Below are 18942 nucleotides of genomic sequence, written 5' to 3' on the forward strand. Positions count from 1 at the left end.
GCCGCTTCACGCTCGGCTGCTCGTCCATCACCCCTGGTGAGTGCACCGGAGACCGGTACGCTCGCCCCGATGACCTCCGACGCGCTGCGCCGCGCTCTCAACGAACCGGGCGACCCGCCGCTGCTCCCGCTGCCCGGTGTGGCGGTCGAGCTGCTGGACGCCCTCGCCGCCCCGCCGCGTCTCGGCGCGCACCTGCGGCTGGTGCACGACGTCGCCTGGCACCTGACCGCCGCGTTCGCCGACCGGTTCGGCGCGGTGCCGTTCGACAGGCAGGCGGTGCTGTTCGGCGCGGCCGTGCACGACATCGGCAAGGTCGAGCACCCGGCCGAGCTGACCGGGCCCGGGTCGGCGCACGAGGAGGCGGGCTACCAGTTGCTGCTGCGCTTCGGCGTACCGGAGGAACGGGCCCGCTTCGCCGTCACCCACGCCGCGTGGCACTCCCCCGGCGTGCAGCTGGAGGACCTGCTGGTCAGCCTCGCCGACAAGGTGTGGAAGGGCCGCCGGGTCACCGACCTGGAGCAGCTCGTGGTCGACCGGCTCGCCGGCATCACCGGCCAGGAGCGCTGGCAGACGTTCCTGGACCTCGACGACGTGCTCGCCGAGCTGGCCGCCGGCGCGGACCGCCGGCTGGCGTTCCAGGCCGAGCATCCGGTGTACGGCTGACGCCGGAGGCGGCGACGAGTCCGGCGCGCGAGGGCGGTCTTCCCCGAGTCGGTGTTCTCCGATCTCCGGGAGGAAGCATGAGCACCAGTGAAGGGCGGGGCCGGGTGCGGGCGTTCGTCACCGTGTCCCTGGACGGGTACGTCACCGGACCGGACGACCACGCCGGCCAGGGGCTCGGTGTCGGCGGCGAGCGGCTGCACCACTGGGTGATGGGCGGGCCGTGGACGTACGACACGCCACGCGAACCCGGCACCGGCATGACCGGCGAGGACCGCGCGTACTTCGACGAGTTGCTGACGGGCGTCGGCGCCGCGCTGTGCGGCCGGGGCATGTACGACAGCGCCGGCGCGTGGGGCGGCCGGAACCCGTTCCAGGCGCCCCTGGTCGTGCTCACCCACCGCACCGCCGACCAGCCCGACCCGGACGCCGGTTTCCTCATGGTCGACGGGTTCGACGAGGCGCTGGCCGCGGCCCGGCGTACGGCCGGTGACGGCGCGGTGGTCATCGGCGGGGGCGCCGACGTCATCCGGCAGGCGCTCGCGGCCGGTGTGGTCGACGAGCTGGGCCTGTCCACCGCGCCGGTGATCCTCGGTGCCGGGAAGCGGCTCTTCGAGGGCTTCGACCGGGACGTCGACCTGGAGATCCGCGCCGTGCACCACTCGCGGCACGCCGTACACGTCCGCTACGCCGTCGGCCGCCGCGCGAGCGATACCGATTGACTTTCGATAGGTTCCGCGCGATAGTCGATGCATGTTGACGGCGCAACGCGCGGTGACACCACTGCGCGCCTTCCTGGCCCTGCTGTTCGCGATCCTGGTGCTGTTCCAGACCATGTCGCTGCCCGGGCAGTTCGCGCACATGGCGCGCGAGAACCCGGACATGGCGTACCTGCGGTGGCCCGCCACCGCGGTCACGATCTTCTGGGTGCTGTGCGTGCAGGTGGTGATCGTCTGCACCTGGCAGCTGCTCACCCTGGTCCGCGACGACCGCATCTTCACCGAGGCGTCCCTGGGCTGGGTCGACGGGATCGTCTGGGCCATCGCCGCCGCCTGGGTGGTGCTCGTCGGCGTGTTCGGCTACGTCGGCTTCAACGCCGACGACCCGGGCCTGCCGCTGCTGCTGTTCCTGCTGGTCACCGGCGTCAGCGTGCTGGGGCTGCTGATGGTGGTGATGCGCGCGCTGCTGCGCCAGGCCACCACGCTGCGCACCGACATGGAAGCGGTGATCTGATGCCGATCGTCGTGCGCATCGACGTCGAGCTGGCCAAGCGCAAGATGAGCGTCGGCGAGTTCGCCGAACGCGTCGGGCTCACCCCGGCGAACGTCGCCGTGCTCAAGAACGGCCGCGCCAAGGCCGTCCGGTTCAGCACCCTGGAGGCCATGTGCCGGGTGCTCGGCTGCCAGCCCGGCGACCTGCTCGAATGGGTCGCCGACGAGGAGGACCGATGAGACACCTGGCCGCCGCCGTCGCCCTGCTCGCCGTCGCGCTCGGCGTCGCCGGCTTCGTGTACGGCGAGGCCGACGACTCCCCCGGCCTCCAGCTGCTGTCCGCGCTGCTCGTCATCGGCGCGGTCGCCATCGGCGTACGCGTCGCCCGGCGTACCCGGTAGGGCCGGCGCCCCCTCGACGCCGGCCCTGCCGCTCAGCCCTTCACGCAGACGACCTGCTTGAGGTGGGCGACCACCTCGACCAGGTCGTCCTGCTGGGCCATCACCTCGGTGATGTCCTTGTACGCGCCGGGGATCTCGTCGACCACACCGGCGTCCTTGCGGCACTCCACGCCGGCGGTCTGCGCGGCCAGATCCGCGGTGCTGTACGTGCGCTTCGCCTGCCCCCGCGACATCCGCCGCCCGGCGCCGTGCGACGCCGAGCAGTACGCGTCGGGGTTGCCCTTGCCGCGCACGATGTACGAGCCGGTGCCCATCGAGCCGGGGATGATGCCCAGGTCGCCCGTCCCGGCCCGGATGGCGCCCTTGCGGGTCACCAGCACGTCCACCCCGTCGTAGGTCTCCTCCGCCACGTAGTTGTGGTGGCAGGAGATCGGCTCGTCGTAGCCGGCGTGCGGGAACGCCTCCCGGACCACCTGGCTCAGCAGCGCGAGCATGACCGCCCGGTTGCGCCGGGCGTACTCCTGCGCCCACCACAGGTCCCGCCGGTACGCCTCCATCTCCGGCGTGCCGGCGAGGAACACCGCCAGATCGCGGTCCGGCAGGTCGGTGTTGTGCGGCAGCCCGCGCGCCACCGCCATGTGCCGCTCGGCCAGCTCCTTGCCGATGTTGCGGGAACCGGAGTGCAGCATCAGCCAGACCCGGCCGTCGTCCGCGCCGCCCTGCTCCAGGCAGACCTCGATGAAGTGGTTGCCGCCGCCGAGCGTGCCGAGCTGCCGCTGCGCCCGCGTCCGGAGCTGCGCGACCTTCCGGTCCAGCGTGCCGAACCGCCGCCAGAACTCGTCCCAGCCCGCCTGCTCCAGCCCCCGGATCCGGCGCGGATCGACCGCGTCGTCGCGCATCGCGAAGCCGACCGGGATCGCCGCCTCGATCGCCGAACGCAGCGGCGCGAGGTCGTCGGGCAGCTCGGCGGCGGTCAGCGAGGTCCGCACCGCGGACATGCCGCAGCCGATGTCCACGCCGACCGCGGCCGGCGACACGGCCTGCCGCATCGCGATCACCGAGCCGACGGTGGCGCCCTTGCCGAAGTGCACGTCCGGCATCACCGCGACGCCCTGCACCCACGGCAGCGCACCGATGTTGCGCAGCTGCCGGGCCGCCTGCGCCTCGATCGCGTACGGGTCGGTCCAGACCCGGACCGGTGCCCGGGTACCGGCCAGCGGGGTGAAACCCATCGTCGTCTCCTTGCTCATGTCCGTCTGATGTAGGCCGTACGGGACTCGAACCCGTAGCCTCCCGGTTGAGAGCCGGGTGAGCTGCCAGTTGCTCCAACGGCCCCTCGACGGCGCGGTGCCGTCGCTGAGAATGCCCCGGACACGAAGAACCGCCCGGCTCCGGTGTCGGGGCGGGCGGTTCGCGCGGATCGTCGCGCCGACGCTAGACGCGCCACCACCCTGGTTGCCACTGCCGTCGCCGGCCCGTGCCCGGTTCGGACAGCAGGACACCGGCGCGCGGCGCGAGCCGCTCGGCGCGGGTGCGATTCTGCTGCGACACGGTGGACTCCCCTGGTGGATCAGAACGTTGCCGCTCACGGTACGGCCGCCGCGCACCGGCGGCAACGTGTATTTGCGACAGCGCCAGCGGCAGACCCGTCAGGACGGAACCTGGGCAAGCCTGAGCACGTACTCGAATCCGCGTTTCTGCGCGGGCGAATCCACCATTGGCAGGATCAGCGCTGGTATGCCGGCGGAAACCGATCCGCCGTCGCCGGCGGGATGATCACCGACCATCAGGGCCTGGCCCGGTACGGCATGGAGGGCTGCGAGGGCAGCGCCCCAGATCCGAGGGTCCGGTTTGACGAAGCCGACCTCGTAGGACAGTACGAACGCATCGACATGGCCGTCGAGTCCGTGCCGCGCAAAGCATTTGCGGATGTCCCAGCCGACGTTGCTGACGACACCGATGCGAACACCACTGTCACGCAATGCGGACAGGGTGGCGACGGTGTCGGCGTACGGCTCGACTGCTTCGGCGTGTGTTTCGTGCAAGGCCGATGCCAGCGCCTGGTCAACCCCAGGAATCTGTTCCAGCACGGTGAGGATCGCCCGATCCCAGACTCGCCGATCCAGATCTCGGGCGATATGGGCCGGATCCGTGGCCGTCTCCCGCAACAGCTCCGCGAAGTCGCCGGCAATACGGTGCGCCTCGCCGGCAGCCAATGTCCGGCCGATCGATGCCGCCGCGTTGCCCACCCAACGCTCCGAGTCTCTGGCGAACAGCGTCCAGGCGAAGTCGAACAGTACTGTCGTCACGCGCCTGGCGGTCATCGCATCACCCTAGATCGACACGACGCGTCCGGGAGCGGCGGTCGACCTGGATCGGGCAGGGCTGGGGTGGTCGGCCTCAGCCGGCGTGCGCGACCGGGTGGCGGCGCATCTCCTCCATGAACGGGTAGCGCGCGGTCAGCTCGGCGAGCGTGATGCCGGCCCGCCACGCGGCGGCGACCTGCGCGACCTGGAGCAGGTCGGTGGCGTCGCCCCGGGCCTGGACGTCGCCGTCCACCCGCAGGTCGATCATGAAGTAGCGGGCCTGGGAGCCGAGGCTGACGCAGACGACGCCCCGGGGAGAGGTCATCTCGGCACACGTGTACCGGCTGCGCCCCTGCTCCGGCGCGGTCACCTCGCCGACGTCGAGCTGGTTCGCGGCGGCGGTGGCCACGAGCGCGGGGGCGAGACCGCCGGGCTCGACCAGGTCCGGGTAGAGGCGCACCCCCAGTGCGGCCGACACGTCGCTCATGACTGACTCCCACTTCCTCGTGACAGAGACCAGCAGCGCGCAGGTTACGGGTGTGTTTCCGGCACGCACGGCCATCCTTTCCCGTGCGACCGTCCGGGGCAAGAGGAACGCCCTCATCGAACCCCTCCGAGGTAGGCTGCCGCCTCATGGCCCTGATCCGGTGCGACTTCTTCTCCGAGGCACTCGGCATGGGCACGTCGATGACGGTGCTGCTGCCCGATCGCGGCGCGGCCGGGATCGGCGTGCCGGGCGCGGCCGCCGACGGTGACCCGCCGGTGCTCTACCTCCTGCACGGCCTGACCGACGACGACACGGTGTGGACCCGGCGCACCTCGATCGAGCGGTACGTGGCGCCGCTGGGGCTCGCCGTGGTGATGCCGCAGGTGCAGCGCAGCTTCTACTGCGACGAGGCGCACGGCAACCGGTACTGGACGTTCCTCAGCGAGGAGCTGCCCGAGGTGTGCCGGTCGTTCTTCCGGCTGTCCACCCGCCGGGAGGACACGTTCGTCGCGGGCCTGTCGATGGGCGGCTACGGGGCGGTGAAGTGGGCCCTGCGCCACCCGGACCGGTTCGCGGCGGCGGCCAGCCTGTCCGGCGCGCTGGACGTGACGCGCCGCCGCCACCATCCGGCCCGTCCGGTCGACCCGGCGGTGTGGCACACCGTCTGGGGTGACGGCCCGGTGCCCGCCGACGACGACACGGTGGGGCTGCTGGAGCGCTCCGGTGACGACCGGCCGGCGCTCTACGTCGCCTGCGGCAACGAGGACTTCCTGTACGAGGACAGCCTGCGGTTCCTCGACGTGGCCCGGAAACGCGACGTGCCGGTCGCCGTCGACTTCGGTCCGGGTGACCACGACTGGGCGTACTGGGACGCGCGGATCTCCGACGTGCTCGCCTGGTTGCCGCTGCGCCCGCGCTGACCGGTGCGCGCGGGCTGTGACCGGGCCGGTTCAGACGCCGACCGTGCCGTCGATCGCCTCGCGGATCAGGTCGGCGTGCCCGTTGTGGCGGGCGTACTCGTGCAGCATGTGCAGCATGACCAGGCGCAGCGAGACGTCCTCGCCCCAGCGCGCCTGATGACCTGTCACGTCGAGCGACTCGGCCTCCCGCTCGATGCGCCGGGCGTGCCCGATCTCCCGCCGCCACGCCTCGAACGCCTCCGCCGCGTCGGCGTCGCGGGCGTCGTACGCCTGCTGGAAGTCGCCGCTGTCCGACCACATCAGCGGTACGTCCTCGGCGGCGATGACCCGGCGGAACCAGGTGCGCTCCACCTCCGCCATGTGCCGGACCAGTCCGAGCAGGGACAGCGTGGACGGCGGTGACGCCTGCCGGCGCAACTGCTCGTCGGTCAGTCCCTCGCACTTGAGGGCCAGCGTGGCCCGGTGGAAGTCGAGGAAGGCGCGCAACGACTCCCGCTCGCCGGCCAGCAGGGGCGGGCCGATCCGTTCGGTCTCCACGAGCGCCAGCCTAGCCCCAATCGATCATGGCGGGGCGACCGTCCCCGCAGCGACGAACCGGCCACCGGGAAGTCGAACCAGGTGTCCGGGTACGGCTCGTCGACGTACCGGTAGTGCCACCACTCCAGTGGATAGTTCTCGAATCCCTGGGCGGACATCAGCCGTCGCAGCAGATCCCGGTTGCTCCGGGCGGTGTCGCTGATCCGCGCGTCGGCGGTGTGGGCGCGCGGGTCGAAGCAGTCGAACCCCGTGCCCATGTCGATCGAGTCGTCGGCGAAGCGGCGGCCGGCGGGCTCGGTGCAGGGCACGAGCGCCTGGCCGGGCGTGTACGCGGCCTGCGAGGGCCCGGAGACCGGAACCAGGGTCAGGTCGACGGTGCTGCCCCGGCTGTGCGCGGTGGGCGCGCCGATGTAGCCGTCGGCGAACAGCCGGTCCTTGGGCACGCGGGGATAGAACTCACTCTTCATCCGCTGCTCCCCGGGGACTTTCGCCCAGGCGACGAAGTCGTCCGCCGCGCGCTGCGGGCGGTAGCAGTCGTACACCTTGAGGCTGTGCCCGCCGGCGAGCGCGGCGGTCTGCACCCGGTGCAGCGCCTGGGCCGCCGGGCGGGTGAGCAGGCAGCGCGGTTCGGCGTACCCGTCGATGGGGCGGCCGACGAAGTTGTGCGGGCCCGCGTACCGGATGTCGGTGCGGATCGTGGGGTCGACGGTGGCGAGGTCCACGAAGTCCGCCGGGGCGCGGGGCCCGGTCGGGGTGGGTGACGGCGGCGGCGGGGACGGCGCCGGCCGCTGGCAGGCGGCGGCGAGCAGCGCGGAGGCGACGGCAAGGACCGCCGTCGCGCGTCTGCCGGTGCCCATCCGCCGTGTCTACCAGCCCCGGCGGCCCGGCATCGGCGGAACCGGTGGTCAGCCGCCCAGCACGGTACGGAGGAAGTCGAGCGCGGCGGTGTCGTCGTCGATGCCGCCCGCCTCGTGGCCGTTGAACCGCCACACCGTCAGGTCCTTGTCACCGCGGTAGTCGTGGTAGGCGGCGTAGACGGTGGACGGCGGCGTGATCTCGTCCATCAGCGCGACGGAGAACCGGGCCGGCACCGTGGCGCGGCGGGCGAACGCGACGCCGTCGACGTAGCCGAGCGTGCGCAGCGCCTGGTCCTCGCGGTCCCGGTGCACGGCCAGGTAGTCGCGGATCTCCCGGTACGGCGTGGCGTCGGTGATCGTGATCGCGCGCGGGATGTCGCAGAGGAACGGCACGAGCGCCACCGCCGCCCGTACCCTCGGCGCCAGCGCGGCGGCGGCGAGCGCGGCGGCGCCGCCCTGGCTGTGACCGAGCACGGCGATCCGGTCCGGGTCGACCGCGGGCAGCTCGCACGCGGCGTCCACGGCGCGGACCGCGTCGGTGAGGAAGCGCCGGTAGTAGTACTTGTTAGGATCCTCGATGCCCCGGGTGGCCATGCCCGGCGCCTGCGGCCCGGCGGCGGCGACGTCCGGTGTGTCGCCCCGGCTCCACCCCGCGCCCTGGCCGCGCGTGTCCATCTGGAGGTGGGCGAAGCCGGCCGCGGACCAGAGCAGGTTCTCCAGCGCGTGGCCGCGGCCGCCGCCGTACCCGACGTACTGCACGATCGTCGGCAACGGCTCCGTCGCGCCGCGCGGCACCCGCAGCCAGGCGCGGATCGGCTGTCCGGCGAAGCCGGGAAAGGTCACGTCGTAGACGTCGACAGCGGTCAGCGGCGTCGGCAGCGGGGTCGCCGACACGGGGTCGCCGCACGAGCGCGCCTGTGCCAGAGTGTCAGCCCAGAAGGCGTCGAAGTCCGGCGGCTCGGGCAGGTCGCTGCGATAGGCACGGAGTTCGGCCTCGGTCAGGTCGGTGAACACGCCTCGGATTCCTCGTCGTGCGTCGGGGGTGGACGGCGAGCAGTGGGACGATGGCGGGCGCATTTCCGGAAGGTTTCCGCAACTCGTGCGAACGCTAGGGCCGGTCCGGCCTGTCGTCAAGCCCTCGGCGTACGGCAAGATGTGCGTGGGGCGGGACGGTCTACCGGTCGGTTCCGGCAGCCGGCGAAGGGAACACGGGTGAGCGCGGACGACGAGCGCAGGGTGACCATCACCGCGATCGCACGGGAGGCCGGCGTCTCGGTCCCGACCGTGTCGCGCGTGCTCAACGGGCGGTCCGACGTCGCGCCGGACACCCGGGAACGGGTCGAGGAGCTGCTGCGCCACCACGGCTACCGGCGCCGGGGCAGCCGTACCGTGCGCCGGGCGGACCTGGTCGACCTGGTCTTCAACGACCTGGACAGCCCGTGGGCGGTGGAGATCATCCGCGGCGTCGAGGACGTCAGCCACGCCGCCGGGGTGGGCACCGTCGTCTCGGCGATCCACCGCGAGTCCAGCTCCACCCGGCAGTGGCTGCACAACCTGCGTGCCCGCGCGTCCGACGGCGTGATCGTGGTGACCTCACACCTGAGCCCGGCGGTGCAGGCCCAGTTGCGGCGCCTCAACGTGCCGGTGGTGGTGGTCGACCCGGCCGCCGGCGTGGCCGCCACGGACGTGCCGGCGATCGGCGCCACCAACTGGACCGGCGGCCTGGCCGCCACCGAGCACCTGCTCAAGCTCGGCCACCGCCGGATCGGTTTCGTGGCCGGCCCGCCGCACCTGCTGTGCAGCCGCGCCCGGCTGGACGGCTACCGGGCCGCGCTGGCCGCCGCCGGGGTCGTCGCCGACGACCGGCTGGTGCAGCCCGGCGACTTCTACCACGCCTCCGGCTTCACCGCCGGTGGCGCGCTGCTCGACCTCGACGACCCGCCGACCGCCATCTTCGCCGCCAGCGACCAGATGGCGTTCGGTGTGTACGAGGCGGTGCGCCGCCGCGGGCTGCGGGTCTGCGACGACGTGAGCGTGGTGGGCTTCGACGACCTGCCCGAGGCACGGTGGGCCTCACCGCCGCTGACCACCGTGCGCCAGCCGCTCGTGGAGATGGGCCGGCTCGCCGCGCGGACCGTGCTGCGGCTGGCCCAGGGCGAGGAGATCGACTCGCCCCGGGTCGAGCTGGCCACCGAACTCGTGGTGCGGGACAGCACCGCGGGGCCCGCCCGCCACTGATCCGGGCTGTCCCTTTCAGTCCTGTTCCGGAATTTCCGGCTCCCGTAGGACCGGCCCGGTCGACATGGCTACGGCGGCGGCGTGGCGGCGGCGCCGGGCCAGCAGCAGCGCTCCCCCGGCCGTCAGCACCGCGCCCACCGCGACCGTCACACCCGTGCCCGGCCGCGGGACGGGCGCCGCCGCACCGCCGGCCAGACCGGCGTGCCCGGCCAGGGCCGAGGCCGCCCCGACCGCCGGTGGCGCGGACCGGTCCAGCTCCCCCGGCTCGACCAGCCGCCCGACCGCTGCGTCGCGGGGCTGCGCGAAGCCCCAGTCCAGCAGCGCCGCGCCCTGCTGCCAGCCCCGCTGCGTGGTCACCTCGGCACCGAGCAGCGTGACCACGAGGCGCCGCCCGCCACGTTCGGCGGCGCCGACGTACGTGTGCCGGGCCAGGTCGGTGAAGCCGGTCTTGCCGCCGAGCGCGCCCGGATAGTGGTCCAGCAGCATGTTGTCGTTGGAGATGGCGAACGCCTTCGCCCGCCGCGCGGGCTGGGCCGGGATCCGCGCGGACCGGGTGGCGGCGTACCTGCGGAACGCCGGGTCGGCGAAGCACGCCCGCGCGATGAGCGCCAGGTCGTACGCGCTGGTGAACTGCCCCGGCCCGTCCAGCCCGGACGGGGTGACCGCGTGCGTCTGCCGGGCGCCGAGCCGGTGCGCCTCCTCGTTCATCGCCCGGATCCCGCCGGTCAGCCCGTCCGGTCCGCCGCCGAGGCGGGCGAGCGCGTTGGCCGCCTCGTTGCCGGAGCGCAGCAGCAGTCCCAGCCAGATCGTCTCGATCCGGTAGCGCCCGCCCTCCACCAGCCCGGCCGCCGAGCTGCCCGGTTCGACAGCCAGGTCCCCGGCGGTCACCGTCACCTCCCGGTCCGGGTCCAGCCGGGGCAGCATGGTGGCGGCCAGCAGCAGCTTCTGCACGCTCGCGGGCACGCCGTACTCGTGCGGGCCGCAGCCGCCGAGCACCGCGCCGCTGTCCAGGTCGGCGACCACCCAGGAGGTGGCGGTCACAGCCGGCGGCACGGTGGACGCGGGCGGGACGACCAGGCCCGCGGTGTCGAGCGCGGCACCGCCGACGGCCCGCGCGGCCGGGTCGGGCGCGGGCGGCGGCTGCGGCGGCCGGGTCGACGCGGCCGGCACATTCGGGCAGGGCGGCGCGGCCGGCAGCCGGCGTACGGGCGCGCGGACGGCGGCCACCGCCGGTGTCGCCGGGGCCGGCAGCAGCAGGGCGGCGGCCAGCGCCACGAAGGGTCCCCAGGTCCTCATGACCCGGACGGTAGCCACGCCGACCCCAACGGGTCACCGGCTCCGGGATTCGCGTTCCGGCGCCCGGACCGGGCGGTAGGGTGCGGCCCGGTCAGGCGCGGCGGCGTCCCCGCCTGCGGGCGCGGCCACGGCGGGCGGCGAGCACCGCCGCCATCCCACCGACGGTGAGGGCCAGCAGACCGGCGACCGGCACGATCACCCGCCAGTCCCCGTCGCCGATGCGTTGCAGCGCCGTCCCGGCCGGCCCCCGCCACGGCGGTGAGGCGGTACGGGTGGGCTCGGCGGCCGCCGCCTGCCGGGGTTGCGCCGCCTCGGCCTCCCGCTCGCCCGGCTCGACCAGCCGGCCGACCGAGGCGTCGCGAGGCAGCCGGAAGCCCCAGTCGAGCAGCTGGACGCCCTGCTGCCAGCCGCGTACCGGGCGGGCCTCGGCGCCGAGCAGCGTCACCACGAGGCGGCGTCCGCCCCGCTGCGCGGCGCCGACGTAGCTGTGCCGGGCCAGCTCGGTGAAGCCGGTCTTGCCGCCGAGTGCGCCGGGATAGCGGTAGATGAGCTGGTTCTCGTTCTGGATCTGGAACCCGCCCTTCTTCAGCGCGGGCTGGGCCGGGATCTGCGTGCGCTCGGTGAGCGCGTACCGGCGGAACGCGGCGTCGGCGAAGCAGGCCCGCGCGATGAGCGCGAGGTCGTACGCGCTGGTGAACTGGCCGGGACCGTCCAGGCCGGACGGGGTGACCGCGTGCGTCTGCCCGGCGCCGAGCCGGCGGGCCTGCTCGTTCATCTCGGCGACGCCGGCCGGTGCGCTGCCGGCGCCGAGTCGGGCCAGCATGTTCGCGGCGTCGTTGCCGGACTGGAGCAGCAGGCCCAGCCACAGCGTCTGCACGCTGTAGCGGCCGCCGACGAGCAGGCCGACAGCCGAGCTGCCCGGCTCGATGTCCAGGTCGGCGCGGGTGGCCACGGCGACCTGCCTGGGGTCCAGCCGGCTCAGCATGGTGGCGGCCAGCAGCAGTTTCTGGGTGCTGGCCGGGGTACCGGGGACGTGTGCGCCGCACGCGCCGAGGACCGCGCCGGTGTCCAGGTCCGCCACCAGCCAGGTGGTGGCGGTGACCGCCGGGGGCGCGGGACTGCCGGACGGCGTGACCAGCCCGGTGCCGGCCAGCGCCTCGCCGCCCACCGCCGCCTGCTCGGGCGTCGTGACCGGCGGCGTCGGGCGGGGCGGCCGGCTGACCTTCGGTGCGGGCAGGCGCGGGCAGGCAGCGGTGGCGACGGGCGCGGCAACGGGTGCGGTGGCGGGTGTGGTGGCCGGGGCGGGCGTCCCGGCGGCGAGCAGGGTGACGGCGGTGGCGGCGGCCAGGACCCGGGCTCTCATGAGAAGGCACCCTACCGAGCCCGATGATCAGGTCCGGACGGCTCACCGGTGTCGTGACGGTGTGCCGATCGCACGGCATCTTTCGGTGACCGGCGAGGGTGTCAGTGCACGCCGCGCAGCCACCACCGCTGCCACGGCGTCTCCACCGCGCGCCGGTGGTAGCGGGACCGGACCCAGGCCACCGCCCGCGCGGGCGGCAGCCCGTCCAACACGGCGAGCGCGGCGAGCGCGGTGCCGGTGCGCCCGACGCCGCCGTGGCAGGCCACCTCGACCCGCTCGCCCGCGTACGCGCGCCGCCGCGCCTCCCGCAGCGCGTCGAGGGCGTCGGCGCGGTCGGCCGGGATCCAGAAGTCGGGCCAGCGGATCCGCCGGGCCGGCCACTCCGGCTCGGGACCGGGCGCCAGCAGCAGGGCGAAGTCGGCGGGCGAGGCGGGCCCGGCGACCCGGCGCCCGCGCACGGTGGCGCCTCCGGGCAGCGTGAGCAGGCCGGACTGGTCGGTCCACGGTGTCGCATCCATGGCTCATTGTGTCCTGTCGCCCGGACACGTGAGTGCCCGCCGGACCGCGTCCGGCGGGCACTCACGATCGAGCCGGGTGGTTCCCGGCGCGTCCCGGATCAGCCGACGCGACGGCGGCGCCAGGCCAGGGAGCCCAGCAGCAGCACCGCCCCGGCGGCGGCGAGGCCACCACCGAGCTTCAGCGGCGTGCCGATGCTGTCACCGGTGACCGGCAGTCCGCCCTTGTGCGGCGGCCGGGTCGGCCGCGGCGGCAGGACGGTGCCGGTCGCGCTGGCGGTCCGCCCGGAGGTCAGGCCGGTGGCGGTGAACGTGTGCCGGCCCGGCCGGGTCGGCCGGTAGGTGACGGTGAAGTTGCCGCTACCGTCGGCCGTCACGGTGAACGTGGTCGGCGCGGGCTGCGGCTGGGCCCGGTTGGGCGTATAGGCCACGGGCGCCATCGCCACCGTGCTGCCGTCGCTGCGGCGCGCGGCCCCCTCGGCCGGGGCGGCCGCGGGCAGGCCCGAGATCGCCACGTCGATCCGGACCGTCTCGTTCGCCAGGAAGCCCGAACCCCGCAGCGTGAACGTCTCGCCGAGCCGGATGGTGGGCGGTGAGACGGTCAGCGAGACGATTCCCTGGGGCGGGTAGACCGGTGGCTGCGGCTGTGCCGCCCCGGCCGCGGTCGGCACGGCCGCTACGGCCAGGCCCACCGTGAGCGCCATGATGATGCGGGATAGCCGCATGATGGATTCCCTCCTACTGTTCACAGCTTGGTGCGTTGACTATTTGGGTGGTCCATGGGGTGACGGTGGGCGTGTGCACCAGGTCGGCCGTCCCGGCGCCGGTCCTGCCGGTGAGCACCGTGACGTCGAGCGTCCGGGTCTGCCCCGGGCGGGTCTCCACGTTCGCCACCGCCACCTGGCGGCGGCCGTGGCTGCCACTCCTCATCGCGGTGTCCCGCCCGTCCAGCCGGCCGGTGAGCACGGCGCCGCCGGTGGGCGTGTGGACGGAGACGAAGGTGCGTGCGGTGTACTTGTCGCCGGCCAGGGCCAGCCCGGTGACCGACTTGCTCAGGCCCGACTTCGGGGCGGTGGAGTGCACCGTGACCCGCAGCCGCAGCTCGCGGCGCCCGTCCTGGTGGCATTCGCCGACCGTCACGGTGGCCGAGAACCTGAGGTAGTAGCCGAGCTTCGCGCCGCTGCCGTCGTTGAGGAACACGCCGACAGTCGGTACGGAGTCCTGCTCCGGGAGCTGACCGGCCAGCCGGCTGCCGGCCAGTGCGCGTTGCTCCTCAGGTCGGACACTCCAGAACAATATCCGACGTTCATGGATTGAACGGGTAAAAACGGTCAAAAGCGCACGCGGGTCGACCGTCTTGGTGAACAGGGTGTCGAATACGCCCGAGGCGGCCTTGGTGAAGTACTCGTCCTGGTCCTTCGTGCCCAGGTCCCGGTACGAGTCGCTGAGGAGCGTCCGCACGGCGGTGGCGGCGCCCAGCGACGGCCCGTCCGGCACGTTCACCGGGCCCACGACGCCGAGCAGGTACGACAGGACCACCGGGTCCACGGCCAGCACCCCGTCCACAGTGGTGCCGGTCCGGCGGCGCACCATGTCCCGGTAGAGCGCGGCGGCGGCCGGGAAGTCCGGATTGAGGTTCACGTCCGCCGGATAGATGCCCGGCAGGTCGCCCCAGAGCCGCTTCGCCTCCGCGTCGACAGCGAGCGGCGGGTCGAAGAACCGCAGGTCGGACGAGCTGCCCTGCTTCACGAGGCGGATCCGTCCGCCCTCGGCGCGCAGGACGGCGTACGCGCCGAACATGCCGCCCGTGGCACGCAGCTCGGCCGGGTTCTGCGAGATCAGCAGATAGCTGCGCGGTCCGTCCGCGCCGAGCAGTGGCGGCAGCAGCCGGGCGCCGCGCTCAGCCGCCGAGGTCAGCTCGCCGAGCTGGTCCAGCTCCGAGCGCAGCGCGGTGACGGCGTCGCGTACCTGCGTCACGAGGTCGCCGGTGGGCACCTGCCGCAGCCGGTCGGCGGTCCGGCGTACCGCCTGGTCGGCGGCGGAGACCTCGGCCGAGACGGCGCGCAGGCGGGCGAGATCCAGCTTGCCCTGCTTCGGCACCAGCGAGGCGAGGTCGACGCGCAGCAGCGTGGGGAACGCGAGCCGGGCCAGGTCGTCCACCGCCACCGAGATCTGCCGCACCGCGGCCAGGTTGTCCCCCGCGTAGGGGGTCTGCTGGCCGACCCACCACACCGGATCCCCGGTCTCGCCGCGCGCGGCGGCGGCCTGTTCCTGCAACGCGGCGAGCGTCCGCTGGGCCCGGGCCACGTCGCCGTCGAGCACCTGGGCGCTGAGCTCCCGCGCCAGCCCGGCGGCGTTGACCAGGTGGGCGCGGGCCTGCCAGCCCCGGAACGCGACCCAGCCGCCGGCGCTGAGCAGCACCGACACGACGACCAGCCCGGTCAGCAGGATCCGGCGGACCCGGGCGCGCCGGCGCCGACGCGAGCGGCGCCGCCGGACGGGCGTGGCACCAGGTCCGGTCACGGATTCCCCCTATGCATCGGTCGAATCGGACACAATTCGTGATCGAGTGCTTTTTAGCACGAGAAAGTGGCTTTTCATGGCGTTATCCGACACTCTGACGATTTAACTGCTGCGTGCGAGCTTTGTTCGGTTCGACGCCCGCTCGGCCGCCTCGTGCAGTAGCGCCTCGATCCGGTCCACACCGGCCCGCATCGACATGTCCCGCAGGTACGCGTCGCGGCCCCGCCTGCCCATGTCGAGCCGGGCGGCCGGCGGAATCGCGGCGGCCAGCCAGAAGCGGTCGGCCAGCGCGGCCCAGTCCTCCGGCGGGCAGGACAGGCCGGCGCGGGCCCGTTCCACCACCTCCGCCGTCGCCCCCGCCGCGGAGGCGACCACCGGCGCGGCGCAGGAGAGCGCGGCCTGGAGCTTGCCCGGCACCCGGCCGTGCAGCTCCGGCAGGCCGCGCTGGGCCACGAGCTGGTAGTCGGCGGCGGCGTAGAGCTGCGGCATGTCCACGGCGGACCGTCGCTCCAGGAACCGGACGTTGTCCGCGCCGAGGCCGGCGGCGAGCCCCCGCACCCGCCGCTCCTGCGGGCCCGAACCCACGAGCACCAGGTCCATCCGGTCGCCGAGCGCCGCCGCCGCGCGGACCGCCGTCTCCAGATCCTGGCGCGCGCCGATCGTCCCCGCGTGCATCACCACGCAGCGGTCGTCCCGGCGGACCAGCCGGCGCACCGCGGGGCCGGCCTGGGTGGGGCGGAAGATGCGCTCGTCGGTCCAGTTCGGCGCGGTGCGCACCCGGCCCGGCTCCGCCCCGCCGGCGCGGACCAGATCCGCCATGGCCGGCGAGCCGACCGCCACCAGCGCCGCCTCCCGGTAGAGGCGGCGGGTGGCGGCGCCCAGCCGGGCCGGCCACCCGCTGTCCTGCTCCGCGCGCCCGTCCCGTTCCGTCCACACGTCCTGCACGTGCAGCACGGTCGGCGTACGGCCGAGCAGCCGCAGCAGCCCGGTGGCCGCGAAGGTGACCGCCGGGTGGCCGTGGACGTAGAGCACGTCGACGTCGCGGAGCAGGCCCCGGCCGGCGAGCGCGGCGCTGCCGGCGAAGGAGAGCCAGCTCGCCGCGCGGGAACGGGCGGAACCGTCGCCCGCGGCGTACCGGGGCACCCGGCGCACGGTCAGCCGCTCGCTGTGCGTCTGGTGCCGCCAGCGCTGCCGCCAGCCGGGATAGACGTGGCCGCCCGGGTAGTCCGGGAAGCCGGTGAGCACCCGCACCTCGTGACCCTTGGCCACCAGCTCCTCGGCCAGGCTGCCCGGGACGAACGCCGGCTCCGGCGGGAAGTGGTAGGTGAGGATGCCGACCCTCATGACCGCGCTCCCGGCGCGGCTTTCCGGACGGCCGGGCGCCGCACCGCGTACCATTCCCGCATCCCCTCTGCGTCCGGCCGCGACCGCCGGAAGAACGCCGTCGCGGCACCCTCCGTCGCGACCGTGCCGACGAGAGGGGTGCAGATGGTCGACGAGGTGCTCTTCGTCTGCCACGCGAACATGTGCCGGTCACCGATGGCGGAGTTCATCGCCCGCCGGATGCTGACCGGCCTGCCGCTGGCCGTGGCCAGCGCGGGTACCGACGCGATCGACGGGGCAGCCATGCACCCGTACGCGGTCGAGGTGACCGCGGCCACCGGCGCGGACCCGGCGGCCTTCCGCACCCGCCGGCTGCGCCCGGAGCACCTGACCGGGGCGGCGCTGGTGCTGACCGCGACCCGCCGGCAACGCTCGGCCTGCACCGCGCTGGCGCCGGCCGCACTGACCCGGACGTTCACGCTGCGGCAGTTCGCCCGGCTGGCCGCCGCCGCCCGACCCGCCGAGGCGGAGGCCGACGCGGGCACGCCGTTGCGGGCGGCGGTGTCGGCCGCGGTCCGCGCGCGGGGGCGGCTGCAACCCGCCGCCCCCGACGCGGAGGACCTGCGCGATCCGATCGGCGGCTCGCCGGCCGACTTCCGGCGCTGCGCCGAGGAGATCGAGCGGTCGATCCGGCCCGTGCTCGCGCTCATCGCGACAGCCGGGTGAGTTCCTGCGTCCGGTCGCCCACGGCCTTCGCGCCCCGCCGGGTGCCGGCCCGGTCGGCCGGCACGGACGGCGCCGCCGGCGGCACGACCACCTTGTACGCCTCGTACTGGTAGGCGTCCGACTTGGCCACCTTGGCCATGTTGAGCACGCAGCCGAGCAGGCGCACCGAGACCGAGCTGAGCGCGTGCGCCGCCGCCGCGACCTGGCTGCGGGAGGTACGCCCCTGCTGGGTGACCAGGAGCGCGCCGTCGGCCTGCACGGCCACCACCACGCCGTCGGTGACCGCCAGCAGCGGTGCGGTGTCGATGACCACGATGTCCGCCGAGTCCCGCAGCGCGACCAGCAGGTCCGCCATGGACTTGGAGCCGAGCAGCTCGCTCGGGTTGGGCGGGGTGGCGCCGCTGGGCAGCACCAGCAGGGACTTCTCCCCCCAGCGCTGCACCACGTCACCGACCTGGACGTCGCCGACCAGCACGTCGGTGAGGCCGACGCCGCCGTCGAGCCCGAGGTAGTCGGCGACCTTCGGGCGGCGCAGGTCGGCGTCGATCAGCAGCACCCGCCAGCCCGCCTCGGCCAGCGCGATGGCGGTGTTGCAGGCCATCGTGGTCTTGCCCTCGCCCTGCAACGCGCTGGTGACGGCGATGACCCGGGCCGGCTCGTGCACGTCCACGAAGCGCAGGTTGGTGCGCAGCTTGCGGACCGCCTCGGCCCGGGCGGAGTTGGCCGCGTCGCCGACGATCAGCGGCGCCGACCGGGCGCCGGTCTCGTACGGGATCTCGCCGAGCAGCGGACTGCCGGTCACCCGTTGCAGACCGGCGCCGTCGCGCATCCGGACGTCGGCCACGCCGCGCAGCACGGCCAGGCCGACGCCGAGCAGCAGGCCGAGCAGGCCGCCCAGGACCAGGTTGCGGGTGGGCTGCGGGGAGACCGGGGCGGAGGTGACCCGGGGACCGCTGACCACCTCGATCTTGATGGGCGGGGCGTTGCCGTCCGGCGGCGTCTCGACCTTGCGCACCAGCTCGGTGAACTTGGTCGCGAGCGTCTCGGTGGTCTTCAGCGCCCGGGTCTGGTCGGTGTCGGTGATCGTCGCCCGGAGCAGGACCGTGCCGGTCGTGGCGGTGGTCCGGATCCGGCTGCGGACCTGGTCGGCGGTGAGGCCGAGCGGCGCGTCGGCGACCACGCTCTGCGCCAGCCGGTCGCTGGTGAGCAGGTCACCGTAGGACTTCACCCGCTGCTGGAGGAAGAGGCCGCCCTGGTAGGCGTCGGTGACCCCCTGGCTGGGCGTGGTGACGAAGAAGGTCACCGAGGCCTCGTACCGAGGCGCCGTCCGGACCGTCACCAGCGCGGCGGCGCCCAGGCCGAGCATCACCGTCACCAGCACGATCCACCAGTGGCGTCGGACCAGGCGCAGGTAGCCGAGAACGTCCATCACGCTCCCCCTCGCGACACGCCGGTCTGCCGATGAAACTGCACGAAAGCCCCCTAAAAACCCCAGTTGCCGTGCCAGGATCGAATCGCCTATTCACGACGTTACGTGACTGGACGACAGTAAACGACCGAACAGGCACAGACGGTCTAA

Annotated in this window: 21 protein-coding genes and 1 tRNA gene; 8 read left to right on the forward strand and 14 right to left on the reverse strand. The window is 74.0% G+C overall.

Translation table 11 applies throughout. The features are described 5' to 3' along the window. Window positions 1–69: 69 nt before the first annotated feature. The 5 genes from KSK32_RS28390 (at window position 70) to KSK32_RS28410 (ending at window position 2272) form a co-directional block, all read left to right on the forward strand. A complete protein-coding gene (locus KSK32_RS28390; protein ID WP_216934257.1) occupies window positions 70–663 on the forward strand; it encodes an HD domain-containing protein in 594 nt (197 codons plus the stop codon). A gap of 77 nt (window positions 664–740) precedes the next feature. Further along, window positions 741–1382 carry a dihydrofolate reductase family protein gene (locus tag KSK32_RS28395; RefSeq protein ID WP_216934259.1) on the forward strand — a complete coding sequence of 214 codons (642 nt, stop codon included), beginning with the start codon at window positions 741–743 and terminating at the stop codon, window positions 1380–1382. 31 nt (window positions 1383–1413) lie between these two features. Next, the gene (locus KSK32_RS28400) at window positions 1414–1893 is read left to right on the forward strand and encodes a DUF2975 domain-containing protein (RefSeq protein WP_216934261.1); all 480 of its coding nucleotides are present in this window, start codon (window positions 1414–1416) and stop codon (window positions 1891–1893) included. Further along, complete coding sequence (locus KSK32_RS28405) at window positions 1893–2111, forward strand: helix-turn-helix transcriptional regulator (protein ID WP_216934268.1); 219 nt, start codon at window positions 1893–1895, stop codon at window positions 2109–2111. The genes KSK32_RS28400 and KSK32_RS28405 overlap by 1 nt, the downstream gene beginning before the upstream one ends. Continuing rightward, window positions 2108–2272, forward strand: coding sequence for a hypothetical protein (locus KSK32_RS28410; protein ID WP_216934269.1), 165 nt, complete (start codon window positions 2108–2110; stop codon window positions 2270–2272). Before KSK32_RS28405 ends, KSK32_RS28410 begins: the two co-directional genes overlap by 4 nt. 32 nt (window positions 2273–2304) lie before the next feature. Here the strand turns inward: KSK32_RS28410 and KSK32_RS28415 are convergent, their stop codons facing one another. The 4 genes from KSK32_RS28415 to KSK32_RS28430 form a co-directional block, all read right to left on the reverse strand. Next, window positions 2305–3504, reverse strand: coding sequence for an RtcB family protein (locus tag KSK32_RS28415; protein WP_216934270.1), 1200 nt, complete (start codon window positions 3502–3504; stop codon window positions 2305–2307). Between the two features lie 30 nt (window positions 3505–3534). Next, window positions 3535–3607: transfer RNA gene (locus KSK32_RS28420), tRNA-Glu, on the reverse strand. Between the two features lie 314 nt (window positions 3608–3921). Next, a complete protein-coding gene (locus tag KSK32_RS28425; protein ID WP_216934272.1) occupies window positions 3922–4596 on the reverse strand; it encodes an HAD family hydrolase in 675 nt (224 codons plus the stop codon). A gap of 76 nt (window positions 4597–4672) precedes the next feature. Beyond that, the gene (locus KSK32_RS28430; RefSeq protein ID WP_216934274.1) at window positions 4673–5065 is read right to left on the reverse strand and encodes a hypothetical protein; all 393 of its coding nucleotides are present in this window, start codon (window positions 5063–5065) and stop codon (window positions 4673–4675) included. Between the two features lie 146 nt (window positions 5066–5211). On the opposite strand from KSK32_RS28430, the gene KSK32_RS28435 reads away from it, so the two are divergent. Then, window positions 5212–5985, forward strand: coding sequence for an alpha/beta hydrolase family protein (locus KSK32_RS28435; protein ID WP_216934276.1), 774 nt, complete (start codon window positions 5212–5214; stop codon window positions 5983–5985). Window positions 5986–6015: 30 nt separating this feature from the next. On the opposite strand, the gene KSK32_RS28440 is transcribed toward KSK32_RS28435, so the two are convergent. From KSK32_RS28440 to KSK32_RS28450, 3 genes are read right to left on the reverse strand one after another with little or no spacing between them, the layout of a single operon-like run. Further along, window positions 6016–6522, reverse strand: coding sequence for a DinB family protein (locus tag KSK32_RS28440; RefSeq protein WP_216934278.1), 507 nt, complete (start codon window positions 6520–6522; stop codon window positions 6016–6018). After that, window positions 6414–7379 (reverse strand): M15 family metallopeptidase, encoded by a 966-nt coding sequence (locus tag KSK32_RS28445; RefSeq protein WP_254187220.1) that lies wholly within the window; start codon window positions 7377–7379, stop codon window positions 6414–6416. Before KSK32_RS28445 ends, KSK32_RS28440 begins: the two co-directional genes overlap by 109 nt. A 48-nt stretch (window positions 7380–7427) precedes the next feature. Further along, window positions 7428–8393 (reverse strand): acetylxylan esterase, encoded by a 966-nt coding sequence (locus tag KSK32_RS28450; protein WP_216934280.1) that lies wholly within the window; start codon window positions 8391–8393, stop codon window positions 7428–7430. 198 nt (window positions 8394–8591) lie between these two features. Between KSK32_RS28450 and KSK32_RS28455 the strand changes: the two genes are divergently transcribed. After that, entirely contained in the window at window positions 8592–9617 is a 1026-nt protein-coding gene (locus KSK32_RS28455) for a LacI family DNA-binding transcriptional regulator (protein ID WP_216934282.1), read from the forward strand. 15 nt (window positions 9618–9632) lie between these two features. On the opposite strand, the gene KSK32_RS28460 is transcribed toward KSK32_RS28455, so the two are convergent. The 6 genes from KSK32_RS28460 to KSK32_RS28485 form a co-directional block, all read right to left on the reverse strand. Then, window positions 9633–10913, reverse strand: a complete 1281-nt coding sequence (locus KSK32_RS28460) for a D-alanyl-D-alanine carboxypeptidase family protein (protein ID WP_216934284.1) — start codon at window positions 10911–10913, stop codon at window positions 9633–9635. Window positions 10914–11004: 91 nt separating this feature from the next. Then, window positions 11005–12276, reverse strand: coding sequence for a D-alanyl-D-alanine carboxypeptidase family protein (locus KSK32_RS28465; protein WP_216934286.1), 1272 nt, complete (start codon window positions 12274–12276; stop codon window positions 11005–11007). 101 nt (window positions 12277–12377) lie between these two features. Then, window positions 12378–12794, reverse strand: a complete 417-nt coding sequence (locus KSK32_RS28470; RefSeq protein WP_216934288.1) for a protein-tyrosine phosphatase family protein — start codon at window positions 12792–12794, stop codon at window positions 12378–12380. Window positions 12795–12892: 98 nt separating this feature from the next. Further along, window positions 12893–13516 carry a hypothetical protein gene (locus tag KSK32_RS28475; protein ID WP_216934290.1) on the reverse strand — a complete coding sequence of 208 codons (624 nt, stop codon included), beginning with the start codon at window positions 13514–13516 and terminating at the stop codon, window positions 12893–12895. A 13-nt stretch (window positions 13517–13529) separates the two neighbouring features. After that, window positions 13530–15314: a DUF4012 domain-containing protein gene (locus KSK32_RS28480; protein ID WP_216934292.1), complete on the reverse strand. Its 1785-nt coding sequence runs from the start codon at window positions 15312–15314 to the stop codon at window positions 13530–13532. Between the two features lie 102 nt (window positions 15315–15416). Continuing rightward, window positions 15417–16658 (reverse strand): glycosyltransferase family 4 protein, encoded by a 1242-nt coding sequence (locus KSK32_RS28485; protein WP_216934294.1) that lies wholly within the window; start codon window positions 16656–16658, stop codon window positions 15417–15419. A 123-nt stretch (window positions 16659–16781) separates the two neighbouring features. On the opposite strand from KSK32_RS28485, the gene KSK32_RS28490 reads away from it, so the two are divergent. Continuing rightward, complete coding sequence (locus tag KSK32_RS28490; RefSeq protein WP_289256125.1) at window positions 16782–17363, forward strand: low molecular weight phosphatase family protein; 582 nt, start codon at window positions 16782–16784, stop codon at window positions 17361–17363. Here the strand turns inward: KSK32_RS28490 and KSK32_RS28495 are convergent. Continuing rightward, window positions 17344–18792 carry a polysaccharide biosynthesis tyrosine autokinase gene (locus KSK32_RS28495; protein WP_216934304.1) on the reverse strand — a complete coding sequence of 483 codons (1449 nt, stop codon included), beginning with the start codon at window positions 18790–18792 and terminating at the stop codon, window positions 17344–17346. The genes KSK32_RS28490 and KSK32_RS28495 overlap by 20 nt on opposite strands. Window positions 18793–18942 lie beyond the last annotated feature (150 nt).

Source organism: Micromonospora sp. WMMB482 (assembly GCF_019038635.1).
GTDB lineage: Bacteria > Actinomycetota > Actinomycetes > Mycobacteriales > Micromonosporaceae > Micromonospora > Micromonospora marina.